The following is an 18,405-nucleotide window of genomic DNA, read 5'->3' on the forward strand; positions in this document are numbered from 1 at the left end:
CATGCCGGAGAGGATTCAGGACTGGTGGGCGCGCCGCCAGTTCTCGCGCGGAACGGAGGTGCCCTACCCGGTCGGCACCTACCGGGAGGCGTGGGCGCACTACCCCGTGCTCGTCAAGCAGTACCGCCCCGAGTTCAACGACGGCATCACCCTGACGCAGATCCCGCCGGCGGCCGACGTGCTGCTGCTGTGGCAGTGCGAGGTCGGGCACTACTTCGTGGCGACGCCGACGGAGCAGCGGGAGCGGCCCGGCCGCGAGCGCCGCCGATCCTCGTGGTGCCCCGAATGCCTCGCGATGGCGAAACCCAAACCCGTGCAGGCGGGCGTGCCCGTCGCGAGCAAGGCGAAGCCGCGCAAACCCGCCCCGGCGATCTGTCACAAGACACCACAGCTCCCGGCCGGGGAGGCATTCGTGAGTGAATGCGCCCCAAAGCCTGCCTCTGCCGTCGAGGAGCAGTTGCGAGCGGACCTGTTCGAGCGGCTCGCCCTCACACAGGGCTACACCGCGGTGAAAGTCTCGCGCCCCTTCTTTCAACATCTGGAGGTGTGGCCGGACATCCTGCTACCCGAGCTGCGGGTGGCGATCGAGTACGACAGCACCGGCCGTCACGGGCTCGAGCACGTCGGCAAGCGGGAGGAGACCGACCGCCGCAAGGACCGCGCCCTGCGTGCGGCCGGCTGGGAGGTCGTGCGCATTCGCACCGGCAAGCTGCAGCCCATCGGGCCCTACGACCTGCAGATGTCGTCCGTCACGGAGCGCGGACTCACCCGACTGGTCGACGTGCTGCGTGACATCCGTGGGCCGTTGATGGTGGACGCCTATCTACGCTGAGGAGGCGGAGGCAGACGCCCCCGCCCCGCGCGGCTCAGCCCTCCCAGGCGACCGCGACGTCGAGCACCCAGACGACGCCGAAGGGGTCCTTGAGCATGCCGTAAGCGGGGGAGAAGGGCGACGGCGCCAGGCCCTCAATGACGGTGGAGCCCTCCGCGAGCCTGCCCCACAGCGACGCGATTTCCTCAATGGCGTCGCCGCGTATCGAGACGAAGAGCGACTTGTCGCCCTGCTCATACGACATGCTCGCGGGCACGTCATAGGCCATGATCTGGAAGCCGTTCTCGCCGACGACCTGGCCGAACTTGACCTGCTGTGCCTCCTCCGGCCGCTCAGCACTGTGGGCCTGCTCGTTCGTGACGATCACGAGCTGGCCACCGAAGACCGAGTGGTAGAACTCGAGCGCCTGGCGAGCGGTGCCGCGGAAGTTGAGGTGAGGGGTGGTGATGACAGACATGGCTGCTCCTTCGAGATGAGGCCGGAGGTGACCGGCGAGAGCACTCTCGCAGCGGTAGAGGACGATTTCTGTCCTGCACTTCGCCTAGCCTCTGGTCATGGCCTCCACCGCCCGACTCCTCCGCCTCCTGTCCCTGCTGCAGAGCCGCCGCGACTGGCCGGGTGACGTGCTCGCGGAGCGGCTCGAGGTCAGCCCCCGCACCGTGCGGCGCGACGTGGACCGTCTGCGCGAAATGGGCTACCGCATCCAGGCCGTCATGGGGCCCGACGGCGGCTACCGCCTCGACTCCGGCAGCGAGCTCCCACCCCTCCTCTTCGACGACGAGCAGGTGCTTGCCCTCTCGGTTGCGCTCCAAGCTGCAACCGCCTCCGCGACCGTGGGCGAGGCCGCCGTGCGCGCCCTCACCACCGTGCGGCAGGTCATGCCCTCGCGACTCCGTCACCGCCTCGATGCGGTCCAATTCACGCCCATCCCCGGGCGAGCGGATGCCGCGTCCCCCGCGGTCCTCGTCGCACTCTCGGGTGCCATCCGCGCGCGGGAGGTGCTCCGTTTCGACTACACGGGGGAGCGCGGCGAGCAACGGCGCCGTGTCGAGCCGCATCACCTCGTGACATCCGGGGGCCGCTGGTACCTCGTGGCATGGGACCTCGAGCGCGGCGACTGGCGCACCTTCCGCGTCGATCGCGTGATGCCCGTCGTGCCGTCGGGGCCGAGGTTCACGCCGCGGGAGGTGCCTGGCGGTGACGTGCAGGAGTTCATCGCTGCCCATTTCAAGGGCGCTGACGCCACCAACACGTGGCCGCGCATCGGCAGTGCCATCCTGCACTTACCGGCCTCCACCGTGCGCCCCTTCGCGGGGAATGACACGGTCGAAGACCTCGGCGACGAGCGAAGCCGCCTGCGGGCTGGCTCCTGGTCGTGGGCGGCGCTCGCCGCCTCCTTCGGGCGCTTCGACGCGGAGATCGAGGATGCTCAGCCTCGCGAACTCACGGAAGCGTTCGCGGCGCTTGCGGAGCGCTACGCGCGAGCCGGCGTGCCGCCTCCGAAACCGCCTAGAGCCGCGACCTCTGGGGTGGACGCCGCGGCCACCCGGGGTGACCCTGAGCGCATGTCCATGGAAGAGCCTCTCCTCCCGCACCCCGGCAACCGCGACCCCGACGAGGTCGAGACGGGTGCCGCCGACCCCGGTCGCGGCGCTCCCGAGGCTCCCGTCGATGACGAGCCAGACCTGCTGCCCGAGTCGGCGGCAGCCACGACGGGGGCTACCGCCTCCGAGCTCCCGGACGACGTCTCCGAGCAGGAGACGCCCTTCCGCACGCCCGAGCCGGGCGAGTCCGTCGGCACCAACGACCTCGACGACGCCTGAGCGTGGTGGGCGGGGAAGGGAACGTGTCGGCGGTCGCGCTCGTTCCCTGGCATGAGGAGGACCGTCCGCTCCTCGACGCCGCCAACACCCCGGAGATGACCCGGTACCTCGCGGGCCCTGAGACGGAGGAGCAGCTCGACACGCGGCACGCCCGCTACCTTCGGCTCAGCAGGGCGGGGCTTGCGGGGATGTTCCGCATCGAGGTCGCGGGGGAGTCGGTCGGTTCGATCGGTTGGTGGCACACCGATTGGCAGAACCAGGAGGTGTGCGAGACCGGCTGGTTCATCGTCCCCTCCGCGCAGGGACGAGGATACGCGTCGCGCGCCGTCGACCTCATCGTGGAGGAGGCGCGGGCGCACTCGGGGCGCGCACTGCTGCTCGCCTTCCCGAGCGTTGAGAATGCGGCATCCAATGCGCTGTGCAGCAGGAAAGGCTTCCGGTTCCGGGGCGAGGAGAAGTTCCCGTTCCGCGGGGCTGTGCTGACGGTGAATGCGTGGTCGCTCAGTCTGGACGCGGTGACAGGCGAACGGGGGTAGCCTGACCCCCGGACGAGGCCCGACTGACTGTGAGGGGAGACCTGTGGCAGGCAAGACGATCGTCATCACGGGAGCGAGCGACGGCATCGGCGCGGCGGCGGCACGGGAGCTCGCTCAGCGCGAGCACGAGGTTGTCGTGGTCGGCCGCTCTGAGCAGAAGACTCGGCGCATCGCCGAAGAACTCGGCGCCTCCTTCTACCTCGCCGACTTCGCAAGGCTCACCGAGGTGCGCGAACTGGCGGATGCCCTCGCCCGCGATTTCCCTCGCATCGACGTCTTGGCCAACAACGCCGGCGGCATCTTCGGCACGAAGCAGCGCACGGAGGACGGCTTCGAGAAGACCTTCCAGGTCAACCACTTGGCGCCGTTCCTGCTGACGAACCTGCTGATGGACACCCTGGTCGCAAGCGACGCGACCATCATCAACACCTCGAGCGCGGCAGCCCGCCTCTTCGCGCACCTCGACCTCGACGACCTCAACAACGACCGCGGCGTTTCGGCCAACCGCGCCTACGGCAATGCGAAGCTCGCAAACATCCTCTTCACCCGCGAGCTCGACCGGCGTTTCAGCGACCGGGGCGTGTCGAGTGCGGCCTTCCACCCGGGGGTCGTCGCAACCGAGTTCGCCAACGACACGACAAGCCCCATGCGGATGCTCTACCGCACGCCCCTGCGCTCCCTCCTCCGCCTTCGCACCCCCGCCGAGGGAGCCCGCGGGCTCGTCGCGCTCGCCGAGGGCGAGCCTGGTAGGGACTGGATCTCGGGCGAGTATTACGAAGACCAGCAGCTTGCGAAGACCAACCGGCAGGCGTACGACGATGAGGCGTCCCGGCGGCTGTGGGAGGAGAGCGCCGCGATGGTGGGGCTCGCGTCGGAAGCCGAGAAGGGGGGCCCGGAGCGGGACACGCTCTTCGAGCCGCCGTGCGGACCCGTGCGGGGCCGGGTCGAGGGCCGTGTCATCCGAGTCTCCAACATCCCCTACGCGCGGGCCGCCCGCTTCGCGCCACCCGCCCCCGTCGCCGACTGGAGTGAACCGCTCGACGCGACCAGCCCCTCGCCCGCCTGCCCGCAGCTGCCGTCGCCGGCCCTCGCCGACGCGATGGGCACGGGCCAGTCCTTTGTGGGCGACAGCGAGGACTGCCAGAACCTCACCGTCACCCTGCCCGCCGACCTGCGCCCCGACGAGACGCTGCCGGTCATGGTCTTCATCCACGGCGGTTCCTACGTGATCGGCGCGGCCGACATCCCCATGCACGATCCCGCCGCGCTCGTCGCGGAGCAGCGCGTCATCGTCGTGGGCGTCACCTACCGCCTCGGCATCTTCGGCTTCCTTGCGACGCCTGACGGGCATCCGGCCAATCTCGGGCTTCTCGACCAGATCGAGGCCTTCCGCTGGGTGCAGCGCAACATCGCTGCCTTCGGGGGCGACCCGTCGCGCGTGACGGCGTTCGGCCAGTCGGCGGGCGCCGACGCGATCGCGAACATCATGGCGACCCCGGATGCCCCGCGCCTCTTCTCGAGGGCCATCATCCAGAGTGCGCCGCTCGGCATCGCCCGCGGGCGACGCGAAATGAACGAGGCGATGGGGCAGGCCGCTGCGGGCCTCGACACGGAGTCGACCGTCGGCGACGTGCTCTCCCGCCAAGCTCTCGTCACCGTCATCGGCGGGCGCTACGGCCTCCCCGGGGGCATGCCCTTCGGGCCGCAGGCGGGCCACGCGCCGCTGCCCGAGGAGGACCGGCTCGATGAAGCGCTGGATGCTGCGGCTCCCCACATCGACGTGCTCATCGGCCACACGGCTCACGAGTCCCGCCTCTTCGCGCCGCAGGTGCAGCGGGTGCAGCGTCTGAACCAGGTGCCGCTCGTGGGGCGCCGCGCCATCGAGGCGCTCGACGCCGTGCTCACTCGGCTCATCTACGGGCAGGCGTCGCGACGTTTCGCGAGGCGGCACGTGGCCGCGGGCGGGCACGCCCACCACTACGTCTTCACATGGACGGCGCCCGACAACGAGTTCGGCGCCGCCCACACGGTCGACCTGCCGTTCCTCTTCGGCGATGAGCAGACGTGGCGGCGCTCGAAGATCCTCGCGGGGGCGCCGTGGGCGGAGGTCGAGCGTCACGGGAGGCGCATCCGTCAGCTCTGGGCCGACTTCGCACGCGGAGAGGAGCTGCCCGCCCGCGGGGAGATCCCCGGGGTGCTCACGCACGAGCGGGTGGAGGCGTGACTCGGGTCGCCGCGTTCGACTGCGGCACCAACTCCCTGCGGCTCCTGATCGCCGACGTCGACGGCGGCGTGCTGCGCGACATCGTCCGCACCCTCGAGATCGTGCGGCTGGGGCAGGGCGTCGACCGCACGGGGCGATTCGACGATGGCGCCCTCCGGCGCACCCTCGAGGTGACGCGGCGCTACGGCGAGCTGTGCCGGGAGCACGGGGTGGAGCGGATGCGCTTCGTCGCGACATCCGCCACTCGTGACGCCGCGAACCGTGACGAGTTCTTGAGCGGCGTGCGTGACATCCTCGGGATCGAGCCGGAGGTGATCGCGGGCTCGGAGGAGGCGGAGCTGTCGTTCTTGGGCACGCTCAGTGCGGTGCGAGGGGCGGATGTCGCCTCCCCCGCCAGCCGTCTCGTCGTCGATATCGGGGGAGGGTCGACGGAGCTCGTCCTGGGCACGGTGACGCCCGAGGCGGCGCACTCGATGGACGTGGGCAGCGTGCGGCTGACGGAGCGGCACCTCCGCAACGACCCGCCGACGGCAGACGAGCTGGCGGGTGTGCGCCGGGATGTCGAGGCGGCCCTCAATGCGGCGCCCGTCGACCTGAGCGCGGCCGAGGAGGTCGTCGGGGTCGCGGGCACGATCACGACGGTCACGGCCCACGCCCTCGACCTTCCGCGCTACGACCCCGACGCCATCAGCGGCTCGCGTCTTCCCCTGCAGCAGGTGCTCGCCGCCTGCGACTCCCTCGCGAGCATGCCGCGCGAGCAGCGTGCCGCCCTGCCCTACCTGCACCCGGGCAGGGTCGACGTGATCGCGGCCGGCGCCGTCATCTGGTCCACCGTGCTGGAGAGGGCGGTCGCGGCGGGCAGCCCGCTCGAGTGGGTTGTCACGAGCGAGCACGACATCCTCGATGGGGTCGCGCTCTCCCTGGCGTAGCGCGAGACCGGATGCCGCGGCATCCGCTTGGCGCATTCCCCAGCCCGATCGTGCGATTCGCGCGCCCGACAGTGTGCCAGCCACGAAGATTGGCGCCGCCGAGGGTGGCCCACGCTAGCCTCTCGCCATGAGTGACTACCGACCTCCCACGCAAGACGCCGCCTTCGTTCTCCGCCACGTCGTGGGCTACGACGACATCGCCCAGTACCCCGAGTATGAGCACGCCGATCTCGACACCGTCGTCGAGCTGCTCGAGCAGAGCGGGGAGTTCATGACCGAGGTCATCGCGCCGACGAACCGCGCGGGTGACGTCGAGGGTTCGAAGCTGCAGGCGGATGGCACCGTCAAGACGCCGACCGGCTTCAAGGGTGCCTACGACAAGCTCGTCGAGTCGGGCTGGGCTTCGCTGCAGTTCCCGGAGGAGTTCGGGGGCGGCGGCTTCCCGTGGCTCATCGGCCTCACCATCCAGGAGCAGCTGCTGGCCGCCAACATGGGCTTCGGCATGTGCCCGCTGCTCACGCAGGGTGCGATCGACGCCCTCCTGCACTACGGTTCGCCGGAGCAGAAGCAGCGCTTCCTGCCCAAGATGATCAGCGGTGAATGGTCGGGCACCATGAACCTGACCGAGCCGCACGCCGGATCGGATGTCGGCGCCCTCACGACCAAGGCCGTGCCCAATGACGACGGCACCTACTCGATCACAGGCCAGAAGATCTTCATCAGCTGGGGCGACCAGGACCTCACCGACAACATCATCCACCTCGTGCTCGCCCGCACGCCCGGCGCCCCCGCCGGCACGAAGGGCATCTCGCTCTTCATCGTGCCCAAGTACACCCTCAACGATGACGACTCGATCGGCGAACGCAACGGGGTGCACACGGTCTCGCTCGAGGAGAAGATGGGCATCCACGCCTCCCCGACCTGCGTGCTCTCCTACGAGAACGCCAAGGGCTACCTCGTGGGCGAGGAGAACCAGGGCATGCGGGTCATGTTCGTCATGATGAACAGCGCCCGCATCTCGGTCGGCATGCAGGGCCTCGCGGTGGGGGAGCGCGCCTACCAGGCGGGACTCGAATACGCGAAGGGTCGCATCCAGGGTCGCCTTGTCGGGGCGACGCAGGATTCGCCCATCATCGACTACCCCGATGTGCGCCGCATGCTCATGACGCAGAAGGCCTACCTTTCGGCGCTGCGCCGCATCATCTACCTCAACGGCGTCTACATGGACAAGGCGCTCTATGCGCCGGATGCTGCGGAGCGGGCGCGTGCGGAAGAGCGCGCCGCCCTCCTCACCCCCATCAGCAAGGCGTTCGGCACCGACCTCGGCAACGAGATCACGTCGCTGACGGTGCAGATCCACGGCGGCATGGGCTTCATCGAGGAGACGGGAGTCTCGCAGTACATGCGCGACATCCGCATCGCCTCGATCTACGAGGGCACCAACGGCATCCAGGCCGCCGACTTCGTCGGCCGCAAGATGGGCACGCGCAACGGCGCATCGTTCCTCGAGTTCATCGCCCACATGCGCGAGGTGGAGGGCAAGCTCGAGGCGGCGGGGGAGAGGTTCGCGAGCATCCGTGCCGAACTCGGTCGCCAGTTCGAGGCACTCGAGGGCACGACCGGCTACCTGCTGAAGACGGGCGCCGCGAGCGACTTCACCTCGGTGCTGGCGGCGTCGACGCCGTTCCTGCGGCAGTGGTCACTCGTGGTCGGCGGCTGGCTCATGGCCGAGTCGGCGCTCGCCGCGGCCGCGCTCGACGACGCCAAGCAGGCGGAGAGCCAGTTCGTGCTCGCGCGCTTCTACATCGAGCAACTCATGCCGGCGGCGAGCGGTCTCGTGGGTGCCATCACGGCCGGAGCCGACGACCTCTTCGCGCTCGACGCCGGGGCTCTGCTCAACGGCTGACGTCACGCGGGTTGAGTAGCGAAGCGTATCGAAACCGCGGGACCCAGATTTCCGGGTTTCGCTGCGCTCGCTACTCAACCCGCGGTGGGGGAGCCCGCTACTCAACCCGTGGGAACGGCGGTGGGATCGCCGAGGAGCGACAACAGCTCCTGTGAGGTGATCGGCTTCGCGATCAGGTAGCCCTGGGCGCGGTCGCAGCCGAGTCGAGCGAGCGCCTCGAACTGCTCCTGCGTCTCGACCCCCTCCGCGATGACGCGCACATCCAGGCCGCGACTGAGGCCGATGATGGCGGCGACCAGTTTCTCGCCGCCATCGTCGATCTTGGCGACGAAGGAGCGGTCGACCTTGAGTTCGGTGACGGGGAGGTTGCTGATCTGGGTCAGTGACGAATAGCCGGTGCCGAAGTCGTCGATCGATACGGCGGCACCCAGGCTAGAGATGGCGTTCAGCTCGGCCTGCGCGATGCTCTGATCTGTCACGACCTTTGACTCGGTCACCTCGATCGTGAGCATGTGCGCCGGGAAGTCGAGGGTGCAAAGCGCCGCGGCGACGGATGTCGCGAACCCGGGCTTCTCCAGCTGCACGACGGAGGCGTTGACGGAGACCTCGATGCTTCGGCCGAGTTGGTTCCACGTGAGCGCGTCGCGGCAGGCCGAGAGCAGGATGTGCTCCCCGATCTGCGTGATAGTGCCGTTCTCCTCCGCGAGTGCGATGAAGCGATCGGGTCGCACGAGGCCCAGCGTCGGGTGCCGCCATCGGGCGAGCGCCTCGACCGCGACGATCCGCCCCGAGGCGATGTCGACCTGCGGTTGGTAGACGGCGAAGATCTCGCCCCGCTCGACGGCGCCGTGCAGGTCGGTGTCGAGGGTGAGCTCGTCGTGCGAGCCGCTGCTGCCGCGTGTGGACCGCCGCGACTCCTTCGTATCCATCAGGTCGGTCTCGGCCACTGCTGTGAGGCGTTGCGCGCGCTCGGCGGGCGAACCTTCCGTCTCAAGCCTGCCGAGGGCGGCCCAGCCGATCGAGAGCGAGAGCACAACGTCGTGGTCGTCGATCGCGAAAGGCTGACTGAACGAACGCTGGATGCGGGCGACTGCGGGCGCGATCTCGTCATAGCTGTTGGACTTGGCGAAGGCGATGGCGAACTCGTCCCCGCCGTACCGCGCCACAACGTCCCCCGCCCGCACGGCGGCGCGGAGCCGGTCCGCCGCCTCGATCAGAACTGCGTCGCCCGCTGCCTGCCCCATGCGGTCGTTGAGCCGCTTGAAACGGTCGATGTCGCAGACCATGACGACGGTACCCGCGCCTGTGGCATCCGCCTGTTCGATCATGCGTGCGAGCGAACGCTCGAAAGCCACCCGGTTGGGCAGTCGGGTGACGCGGTCGTGCTGTACGTTCCACTCGATCTCGCCCGCGAGCCGGTTGTTGTCGAGGGCGACACCCGCCAGGCCGGCGAGGCCGGTGAACCGGCTACTCACGGTGTCATCGAGACGGGCGGGCGGGTCTGACTCGGCCCAGTGCGCTGCGACGAAGCCCATGGAGCGGCCCGCGACCGTGATGGGAACCAACGCGAGGGCGCGGATGTCGAAACCGACCACGATCTCGTGTGTCCAGCTGTTCGTGCTCTCGTCGAGCAGGACGGGCGCTCCGATTTCCATCAGTTCGCGCAACTCGGGGGCAGGGAACGGAGTGCCCGCCCACAGTTCGAGGCGCCGCCGCGTGTCACCGGTCCACCCCGCTATCGCGGAGACGACGAACATGTTGGTGGTCTCGTCCCAGAGGATGACGGCGCCACGGTCGGCCTGACAGACGGTCGGCACAGCATCGGCGATGATGCGGGAGACGGCAGGCAGGTCGGTCGGTTCGCATAGCGCCCGCGCCACCGAGAGCAGCATCTCGCTCGTGTCGCGCTGCCGCTCCAACTCCGCGGCGGCAGCGGCGTCGAACACTCGCACTTCGTCGTCGTCCGTGGTCACAGTGCCTTCCGTCGCTCCACCGCCGGGGTGGGATCGCGGGCCTCGGGTATGCCCATGACAAGTGTCGCACGGACGGGCGGGAGATGACCCGTTCACCCCAAGACACCGGCGGGCAATACGTTCGGTGCTATGACCCAGCCACTTCACGGCACCCAGCTGGCCCGCAGCCTCGGGCTCGGCGCGGCAGTAGCCATCGGCATGGGCTCGATGATGGGCGCCGGCGTCTTCGCCGCATGGACTCCCGCGGCGCAGGCGGCAGGCGACGGGCTGCTGCTGGGACTTGCGATCGCCGCGGCGGTCGCCCTCGCGAACGCGACCTCCTCGGCCCAGCTCGCCGCCGTCTACCCCTCCTCCGGTGGCACCTACGTCTACGGTCGCGCTCGACTCGGCGAGTGGTGGGGCTTCGCGGCGGGCTGGTGCTTCGTGATCGGCAAGACCGCGAGCATCACGGCGATCGCCCTCATCTTCGGGTCCTATGCCGCGCCGGAGGGGTGGCAACACATTGCGGGCGCCGCTGCCGTGCTCGCGCTCGCGGTCGTCAACTGGTTCGGCATCACCCGCACGGCAACGGCGGCTCGGATGCTCGTGCTCGCGACCCTGCTCGCGCTCACGGTCGCGACCGCCGTCGGGGCATCCGGCGGCATCACCGCGCCGCAGCCGGGCGCTGCGCTCGAGCCCTACGGGGTGCTGCAGTCCGCCGGCATCCTCTTCTTCGCGTTCGCCGGCTATGCCCGCATCGCCACGCTCGGCGAGGAGGTCGTCGACCCCGCGAAGACGATCCCGCGGGCGATCGTGCTCGCCCTCGTGGCGACGGCGGCGGTCTACGCGGTCGTCGGCGTCGTGCTTCTCGGGTCCCTCGGCGCCGACGGGGTCGCCGCCTCCGATGCGCCCGTCGCGGAACTCGTCACGCGAGCGGGAGCCGGGTGGGGCGTCGTCGTTCGAGTGGGGGCGGCAGCAGCATCCCTCGGCGCCCTGCTGGCGCTCATGACGGGGGTCGGCCGCACGGCACTCGCGATGGCACGCGAGGGAGACCTGCCGCGCTGGCTTGCAGCGGTGCATCCGCGGCACGGGGTGCCCCACCGCGCGGACCTGCTGTTGACCGCCGTCGCGATCGTCATCGTGCTCGCGGTCGACCTGCGGGGAGCGATCGCCTTCTCCTCCTTCGGGGTGCTGCTCTACTACTTCATCGCGAACGTCGCGGCGTTCGCGCAGGGGAGCGGGCAGCGCCGTTACCCGCGCGCCCTGCAGGTCTTCGGCGCGGCCGCGTGCCTCGTGCTGGTCGTCACGCTGCCGCCCGAGGGCATCGTGGCGGGCGCGGTCGTGCTTGCCGCCGGTCTGCTGGGTCGGCTCGTCCGTCGCCGTCGCCGTCGCCGTCGCCGTCGCCGCCGCTCCGCGCCGGGAGCCTGAGCTGCGAAGCCGCCGCGAGGCCTCCCTCGCGGGCGAGATCGGGAGCACCATGGAGCCATGAATGACATGACGCGCGACGCCGCCGAGGAGCCCAGCTTCGAGGAGAAGCGGCACGACCAGCTCACCTCGGCGCCCGACGCAGATGAATCCGATGCTGCGCCCCGCATCGACGTGACGGAGAAGGCCGACGGTGTGAAGCGCATCGATTGGCGCGATGACGCCGAGGTGCGGCCCGGCGAGGCACACGACGAGGAGTAGGCCCGGCGCGGAGTGGGCCCGAGGCTAGGCGGGAAGCAGGGCGCAGGCCCGTCGTGACGCCATCGCCCGCAGCTCGGGCGCGAAGTCGATGAACGACGAGCGGATGCGCGGGTCGGCCGCGTGCGCGTCGAGGCCCGAGAGGTCGAAGACGAGCCGTGCCGTGCCATCCGGCGCGATCGCGGGTGAGCCGGGATAGCTGCAGAGGCGGCGCATCGCCGCGAGGGAACGGTGATTGCGCGCCCGCACGACGGCGACGAGCGGTAGCCCCAGGGTCTGGAATGCGGCCGCAAGTGAATGCTTCAGCACACGGTTGAGGCCGGTTCCGCGCCGCTCGGGGGCGAGGTAGGTGCTCGTCTCAAAGCGGCGCTCCGAGTCGTTGCGTACGACCCCGAGGAACCCGACGGGCTCATCGCCCTGGAGTACCCAGACGAAGCGGCGGCGGGAGGAGGTCAGGGCGAGGTCCACATAGGAGTCGAGGGTGTCGCATCCGGCGATGGGCCAGTCCCAGCCGCCCGCGAGCACGGCCGTGTGCTCGCGCGTGGCGACCTCGGCGGGCAGAACCCGCAGTCGCGATACGCGATCAGCAGTCACGTCCCGAGGGTAGGTCGCGGCGCGGCCGCGCGACGAGGAACAGCGGATGAATGCTGCGCTAACGGCTCATAGCAGGATGCGGGCTGGGCGCCCGGTGAGTCCCGGGTGGGAAAGCCCGCACAAAGGCTACCCCTCGGTTGAGATCGTGCGGCGAGTGCGAGAGCGTGGAAGCCCCCGCCCACGAAACGGAAGGATCAGCAATGCTTACCCTCACCGAGACCGCAAGCAACGTCGTCAAGGCCATCATCGACCAGAACCCCGAGGTGGAGAACGCCGGGCTCCGCATCAACTCGCAGGGTGCCGACGCTGCCGAGTTGGGCGTCGCCGTCGTTGAGGCCCCCGAGGCGAGCGACCAGGTGCTCGAGCAGGACGGCGCCCGCGTCTTCCTCGACGAGGGTGCGACGGTCGCTCTCGCCGACAAGGTGCTCGACGCTCAGGTCGGCAGCGATGGCAGCGTGAGCTTCGCGATCGGCCAGCAGGCCCAGTAGCGACTATTCCAGGTAGCGGGCGAGGTACTCGCGTTCGGGCTTCGTCAGCGCGCGTGAGGCCCCGCCCGCATCCATCGCCACCATGACGGTCGTCGCCTCGACGACGACCTCACCCTCCTGCACACCCACATACGACATCGTGTAGGACTTCGTGCCGATCGCGGCGATCCCCACGCGGATGCTCAGCTCCGGCCCGTACTCGATCGGGCGCCGGTAGTGCGTGGTGGCCGAGGCGACGAGCGGCCCCGGCTCGAAGCTCGTGATGCCGTGCTCCCTGATGGCCCTGCGTCGCCACACGACTCTCGCCTCTTCCAACAGCGTGCCGACTCGCACGTTGTTGACGTGACCGTTCAGGTCTTGGTCCGCCCAGCGGAGCGGCACGACGATCTCGAAGACTTCGGGCATGCCCTCGATGCTAGGCCCCGGTCAGAGTGCGGCCGCGAGACGTGTGCCCTGCTCGATCGCGCGCTTTGCGTCGAGCTCGGCTGCGACGTCGGCGCCGCCGATGACGTGCGCCGTGACATCCGCCGCCGCCAGCTCGTCGACGAGGTCGCGCACGCTCTCCTGGCCCGCGCAGATCACGACCGTGTCGACTGCGATGACCTGGGCATCCTTGCGCTCCTCGCCGAAGCTGATGTGCAGGCCCTCGTCGTCGATGCGCTCGTAGTTCACACCGCTGAGCTCCCGCACCCGCTTGTGCTTCAGAGCGGCGCGGTGCACCCAGCCCGTCGTCTTGCCGAGGCCGAGGCCGATGCGGCCCGGCTTGCGCTGCAGGAGCGTCACCTCACGGGCGGGTGGCGAGGGCTGCGGCGCCACGACGAATCCGGGCACGCTGCCGTCCTCCGTCACGCCCCACTCGCTCCGCCACTCGGCGAGCTCCTCCGCCGTCGGATTGACGTCGCGCATCGTGTGCTCCGTGAGGAACTCGCTCACGTCGACGCCGATGCCGCCCGCCCCGATGACGGCGACCCGGTCGCCCACGGGTTTGCGGCCGAGCACGGCCTCCGCGTAGGTCACGACGCTCGGGTGGTCGATGCCGGGGATTGACGGGATGCGCGGGGTCACCCCGGTCGCCACCACGACGTCGTCGAAGCCCGTGAGATCGGATGCGGCGGCCCTCGTGTTCAGCCGCACGTCCACGTTCAGCAGCTCCAACTGGCGGGTGAAGTAGCGGATCGTCTCGGCGAACTCCTCCTTGCCAGGGATGCGTCGCGCGATCGCGAACTGGCCGCCGATCCCGTCGTTCGCCTCGAACAGGGTGACGGCGTGCCCGCGCCGGGCGGCGTTGACGGCCGCCGAGAGACCTGCGGGCCCGGCGCCGACGACCGCGACCCTCTTGCTGCGCTTGGTCGGCAGCAGCACGAGCTCCGTCTCGCGCCCCGCCCGCGGGTTCACGAGGCAGGTGACCTCTTTGCGCTGGAAGGTGTGGTCGAGGCACGCCTGGTTGCAGGCGATGCACGTGTTGATCTCGTCGGATGCTCCCGCCTCCGCCTTGCGCACCCAGTCCGGGTCGGCGAGCATCGGCCGGGCCAAGGCCACGAGTGCCGTGGCACCGCGGCTCAGGATGCCTTCCGCGACCTCCGGCATGTTGATGCGATTGGCCGCCGCGACCGGCACGGTCACCTCGCGCGCGAGTCGCTCTGTGATGTCGGCGAAGGCGGCGCGCGGCACGCTTGTCACGATCGTGGGAACCCGGGCCTCGTGCCATCCGATGTCCGTAGAGATGATGGTCGCCCCCGCCTCCTCGACCTCGCGGGCGAGCGCCACGATCTCGTCCCAGGTCTGGCCGCCCTCCACGAAGTCCGCCATCGAAAGGCGGAAGAGGATGATGAAGTCCGGGCCGACCGCAGCACGCGTGCGGCGCACGATCTCGACGGCGAAACGGCGACGTTTTTCGGGGGAGCCGCCCCAGGCATCCGTGCGCTTGTTGGTGCGCTCCGCAAGGAACTGATTGATGAGGTAACCCTCGCCGCCCATGATCTCGACCCCGTCGTAGCCGGCCTCCCTTGCGAGGCGGGCGGTGCGCGCGAAGTCGTCGATGGTGCGTGCGACGCCCCGCGAGCTGAGGGCGCGCGGGCGGAACGGAGTGATGGGCGACTTGAGGGCGGATGCCGACACGCTCAGCGGGTGGTAGCCGTAGCGGCCGGCGTGCAGGATCTGCAGCGCGATCTTGCCCCCCTCCGCGTGCACCGCGTCGGTCACAACGCGGTGCCGGGGAAGCTCGCGGCGGCTCGTCAGCTTGGAGGCGAAGGGCGTGAGCCAGCCCCGGATGCTCGGGGCGTAGCCGCCCGTCACGATGAGCCCAACACCCCCGCGTGCGCGCTCGGCGAAGTAGGCGGCAAGACGGGGCGCATCCTTGGCCTTGTCCTCGAGGCCCGTGTGCATCGAGCCCATGATGACGCGGTTCCGCAGTGTCGTGAAGCCGAGGTCGAGGGGCGCGAGCAGGCGGGGGAACGACGTCGTCATGCGGTCAGGCTAGCGGGCGAGGCATCCGCCCCCACTTCGGTTATTCAGGAACGACAGGCACGGATGCCCGCTGATGGGGGCGTTTTGGCAGACCACCACATCGGGTTTCCTGAATTTCCGCGAGCCCCAAAGGCGAGTTGCCCACTTCGGGGCTTCCCGACGACGGGGAAAGGCCAAAAGTGGGCAACTCGGGAAGAGGCCGGGCTAGTTGTAGCTCACGTCGAAGGGCCAGCCGGTGTACGCCTCCGCCAGGTACGTGCGCCCCGCCTCGGAGCTGGTCACCATCTCGAGCTCGCCGTAGCGGCGCTGCTGGTCGAAGGGGTGCTCGTCGGGGGTCGCGTGCAGCATCGACGTCATCCAGTAGGAGAACTGCTGCCCGCGCCAGATGCGCTTGAGGGCGGTGGGGGCGTAGTTGTCGAGCTTCTCGGTGCTGCCGTTGTCGTAGTAGGCGGCCATGGCGTCGGCGAGCACGAGCACGTCGGCGACGGCCAGGTTCATGCCCTTGGCGCCGGTGGGCGGCACGGTGTGGGCGGCGTCACCCGCGAGGAACATGCGGCCGTACTGCATCGTCTCGCAGACGTAGCTGCGGAACTGCAACACGTCCTTCTGGAAGATGGGCCCCTGCTTGAGCTCGGTGCCGGCGACGCGGCTCTGCAGTTCCTCCCAGATCTGCTCGTCGCTCCAATCCTCCGTGCTGGTCTCGTTGGGCACCTGGAAGTACATGCGCTGCACCGTGTCGCTGCGCTGGCTGATGAGGGCGAAGCCGCGGTCGCCAGCCGAGTAGATGAGCTCGTCGGCGCTGGGCGGCGCCTCGCAGAGGATGCCGAACCAGGCGAAGGGATAGGGGCGGAAGAAGTCGCGGCGTTCCGTCTCGGGGATCGACCACTTGGCGATGCCCTGCGAGCCGTCGGTGCCGCCGATGAAGTCACATTCGAGAAGGAAGTCGCGCCCCTCGGAGTCGGTGAAGCTGATGCTGGGGCTGTCGCTGAGCTGTCCGTGCAGGTCGGCGTTGCTCACGCCGAACCGGATGTCGGCTCCCGCGTCGAGGCGCGAGGCGATGAGGTCGATCAGCACCTCGTGCTGCGGGTAGAGGTACACGGAGCGGCCGACAAGCCCGGGGAAGTCGATGCGGTGACCCTCGCCCTGGAAGCGCAGCTCGATGCCGTCGTGCTTATGGCCGTCGCGCAGCACACGGTCGGAGACACCCGTGTTCACGAGCACGTCGACGGTGCCCTGCTCGAGGATGCCCGCGCGGATGGTCTTCTCGATCTCCTCGCGGCTGCGCTTGTCGATGACAACCGACGAGATTCCGGCGCGGTCGAGCAGGTGGGAGAGCAGCAGGCCTGCGGGGCCCGCCCCGATGATGCCAACCTGGGTGCGGATCGTCTCGCTCATGGCGACTCCTTCGTCTGTGCGGCGGTGCCGCGGATGTCACGGGCGCCGGTTACTCGCAACCCACGAGTAATTCTGGGTTTCGGTCCCCTGTCGGCAAAGCGGCTTCCCGCTCAATGGGAAAGATTCTGCGAGGCCCGCATGGCCTTGGTGATGCCGGCGGCGGCGGATTTCAGGTAGACGACCGCGGCATCCGGGTCACCGTAGTCGCGCGGAAGCACGACCGAGAGCGCCGCAATCGTGACGCCGCCCGGGCCCTTGACGGGAACTGCGACGCCGAGACTTTCGGGCGCGATGTAGCCGGGGGCGATCACGTGGCCGACGCGACGGATCTCGGCAATCATGGCGCGCAGCCGCACGGGGTCGACGACCGTCTCGGCGGAGCGGCGCATGAGACGGCCGGAGAGCACGCGGTCCTGGAGGTCCGCATCGGCGAAGGCGAGCAGGATGAGGCCCGAGGAGGAGGCGTGGAGGGGAAGCCGCCCCGCGATGCGGGTGATGTTGGCGCCGGAGTCACGGCTCGAGAGGCGCTCGATGAAGAGGGCCTCGTCGTCTTCGAGCACGGCGAGCTGCGTGTGCTGGCGCACCTTGGCCTGCACGTCCTCCATGAAGGGGATCGCGATCTGTCGCAGGCGCAGCGCCTGGGAGCCGCGCATCGCCAACTCCCATAGGTGCATGCCGATGTGCACGTTGCCGCGCTCGTCGCGTTCGAGCAGCCCGTGCTCACTCAGTTCCGTCACGAGGCGGTGCGTCGTCGACGACGGGATGCCCGTGCGACGTGCAATATCGGAGACGCTGCGACTCGTGCGATCCGTGTCGAAGGTCTCGAGGATGCGCACGACCCTCGTGATGAGGGAGTCACCACTGGGCGAGTTTGCCATGCGCCTAGAGTCTCACGGCCCGAAGGTTGGCGGGCTGATGGTGAAGAGAAGGGCGGGCAACGCGATGGCAGCGATGACCCCGAGCACGACCGGTGCGACCTGGAGGCAGATGTAGACGACGAGCGGCGCGGCCCCGCGCCCGGTCTCGCCGTGAGCGTGCACCGTGCGGATGATCAGGTAGACGAGGGGGCTCAGGAGCAGCCACCACGGGGATGCAGCGCGGCCGTGACCTAGCTGGCGGAGGGCCGAGCGGTCGTTGAATGCGAACACGATGGTCAGGATGAGTGTCACGAGGGCGGCACCGACCAGGTAGCCCATGAAGCCCAGGATCCCCGCGTCCGTCGTGTATCCGGCGAGGTAGCCGAGGACTTGCTCGAAGCCGAAGATCGCGACCGCGCCCGGCCATATGAGGACGCCCAGGATGACAGGCAGGAAGATCATCCACCACACCCAGCGGGTGTTGCTCGTCGGCGGAGCAGCACGCCAAGTGCGCGGCTGCGTGCTGAAGGGAGCCACCGAGGGTGCGGGGGTTGCGGCGGACGTGCTGGGCTGCCCCAGGCCCGTGCCGAGCTGCTGGCCGAAGGAGGGCAGCGAGGCGCGCCACTCGTCTTCGGTCATCGCGCGCGGGTCCCGCGGCGCCGACGAGTAGTCGTGTCCAGTTGTGCTCACGCCGGGCCCCCTCCGGTCTGCGTCTGCGAC

The 18,405-nt window shown here is 69.5% G+C and carries 17 protein-coding genes; 9 read left to right on the forward strand and 8 right to left on the reverse strand.

The window, feature by feature from the left end; translation table 11 throughout:
- The first annotated feature begins 1 nt into the window (after nt 1).
- A complete protein-coding gene (locus tag OH146_RS10380; protein ID WP_265160172.1) occupies nt 2-832 on the forward strand; it encodes a PDDEXK family nuclease in 831 nt (276 codons plus the stop codon).
- Nucleotides 833-866: 34 nt separating this feature from the next.
- On the opposite strand, the gene OH146_RS10385 is transcribed toward OH146_RS10380, so the two are convergent.
- On the reverse strand, nt 867-1,289 hold the full coding sequence (locus OH146_RS10385) for a VOC family protein (RefSeq protein ID WP_265160174.1): 423 nt from the start codon (nt 1,287-1,289) through the stop codon (nt 867-869).
- Between the two features lie 97 nt (nt 1,290-1,386).
- Between OH146_RS10385 and OH146_RS10390 the strand changes: the two genes are divergently transcribed.
- The 5 genes from OH146_RS10390 (at nt 1,387) to OH146_RS10415 (ending at nt 8,250) form a co-directional block, all read left to right on the forward strand.
- The gene (locus tag OH146_RS10390; protein WP_308214954.1) at nt 1,387-2,655 is read left to right on the forward strand and encodes a helix-turn-helix transcriptional regulator; all 1,269 of its coding nucleotides are present in this window, start codon (nt 1,387-1,389) and stop codon (nt 2,653-2,655) included.
- Nucleotides 2,656-2,678: 23 nt separating this feature from the next.
- Nucleotides 2,679-3,191, forward strand: a complete 513-nt coding sequence (locus tag OH146_RS10395) for a GNAT family N-acetyltransferase (protein ID WP_265160176.1) — start codon at nt 2,679-2,681, stop codon at nt 3,189-3,191.
- A gap of 43 nt (nt 3,192-3,234) precedes the next feature.
- A complete protein-coding gene (locus OH146_RS13990) occupies nt 3,235-5,415 on the forward strand; it encodes an SDR family NAD(P)-dependent oxidoreductase (protein ID WP_308214955.1) in 2,181 nt (726 codons plus the stop codon).
- Nucleotides 5,412-6,344: a Ppx/GppA phosphatase family protein gene (locus OH146_RS10410; protein WP_265160178.1), complete on the forward strand. Its 933-nt coding sequence runs from the start codon at nt 5,412-5,414 to the stop codon at nt 6,342-6,344. The genes OH146_RS13990 and OH146_RS10410 overlap by 4 nt, the downstream gene beginning before the upstream one ends.
- A 127-nt stretch (nt 6,345-6,471) precedes the next feature.
- Nucleotides 6,472-8,250: an acyl-CoA dehydrogenase family protein gene (locus OH146_RS10415; protein ID WP_265160181.1), complete on the forward strand. Its 1,779-nt coding sequence runs from the start codon at nt 6,472-6,474 to the stop codon at nt 8,248-8,250.
- A 101-nt stretch (nt 8,251-8,351) separates the two neighbouring features.
- Here the strand turns inward: OH146_RS10415 and OH146_RS10420 are convergent, their stop codons facing one another.
- Nucleotides 8,352-10,223 carry a putative bifunctional diguanylate cyclase/phosphodiesterase gene (locus OH146_RS10420; RefSeq protein ID WP_265160182.1) on the reverse strand — a complete coding sequence of 624 codons (1,872 nt, stop codon included), beginning with the start codon at nt 10,221-10,223 and terminating at the stop codon, nt 8,352-8,354.
- A gap of 129 nt (nt 10,224-10,352) precedes the next feature.
- On the opposite strand from OH146_RS10420, the gene OH146_RS10425 reads away from it, so the two are divergent.
- Both OH146_RS10425 and OH146_RS10430 read left to right on the forward strand, forming a co-directional pair.
- On the forward strand, nt 10,353-11,630 hold the full coding sequence (locus OH146_RS10425; RefSeq protein WP_265160185.1) for an APC family permease: 1,278 nt from the start codon (nt 10,353-10,355) through the stop codon (nt 11,628-11,630).
- A 57-nt stretch (nt 11,631-11,687) separates the two neighbouring features.
- Entirely contained in the window at nt 11,688-11,888 is a 201-nt protein-coding gene (locus OH146_RS10430; RefSeq protein ID WP_265160188.1) for a multidrug transporter, read from the forward strand.
- A gap of 24 nt (nt 11,889-11,912) precedes the next feature.
- Here OH146_RS10430 and OH146_RS10435 read toward each other — a convergent pair whose 3' ends face one another.
- Nucleotides 11,913-12,479, reverse strand: coding sequence for a GNAT family N-acetyltransferase (locus OH146_RS10435; protein ID WP_265160191.1), 567 nt, complete (start codon nt 12,477-12,479; stop codon nt 11,913-11,915).
- 200 nt (nt 12,480-12,679) lie between these two features.
- Here OH146_RS10435 and OH146_RS10440 point away from each other — a divergent pair, with 200 nt between their 5' ends.
- Complete coding sequence (locus tag OH146_RS10440; RefSeq protein ID WP_265160193.1) at nt 12,680-12,967, forward strand: iron-sulfur cluster assembly accessory protein; 288 nt, start codon at nt 12,680-12,682, stop codon at nt 12,965-12,967.
- 3 nt (nt 12,968-12,970) lie between these two features.
- Here the strand turns inward: OH146_RS10440 and OH146_RS10445 are convergent, their stop codons facing one another.
- The 5 genes from OH146_RS10445 to OH146_RS10465 form a co-directional block, all read right to left on the reverse strand.
- Nucleotides 12,971-13,372, reverse strand: a complete 402-nt coding sequence (locus OH146_RS10445; protein ID WP_265160195.1) for an acyl-CoA thioesterase — start codon at nt 13,370-13,372, stop codon at nt 12,971-12,973.
- Between the two features lie 21 nt (nt 13,373-13,393).
- A complete protein-coding gene (locus OH146_RS10450; RefSeq protein ID WP_265160197.1) occupies nt 13,394-15,433 on the reverse strand; it encodes an NADPH-dependent 2,4-dienoyl-CoA reductase in 2,040 nt (679 codons plus the stop codon).
- A gap of 204 nt (nt 15,434-15,637) precedes the next feature.
- Nucleotides 15,638-16,828 carry a 4-hydroxybenzoate 3-monooxygenase gene (locus tag OH146_RS10455; protein WP_265160199.1) on the reverse strand — a complete coding sequence of 397 codons (1,191 nt, stop codon included), beginning with the start codon at nt 16,826-16,828 and terminating at the stop codon, nt 15,638-15,640.
- A gap of 110 nt (nt 16,829-16,938) precedes the next feature.
- A complete protein-coding gene (locus tag OH146_RS10460) occupies nt 16,939-17,706 on the reverse strand; it encodes an IclR family transcriptional regulator (RefSeq protein ID WP_265160202.1) in 768 nt (255 codons plus the stop codon).
- A 12-nt stretch (nt 17,707-17,718) separates the two neighbouring features.
- On the reverse strand, nt 17,719-18,375 hold the full coding sequence (locus tag OH146_RS10465) for a hypothetical protein (protein ID WP_265160204.1): 657 nt from the start codon (nt 18,373-18,375) through the stop codon (nt 17,719-17,721).
- Between the last annotated feature and the right edge of the window lie 30 nt (nt 18,376-18,405).

It is taken from the genome of Homoserinimonas sedimenticola (assembly GCF_026094475.1).
GTDB lineage: Bacteria > Actinomycetota > Actinomycetes > Actinomycetales > Microbacteriaceae > Homoserinimonas > Homoserinimonas sedimenticola.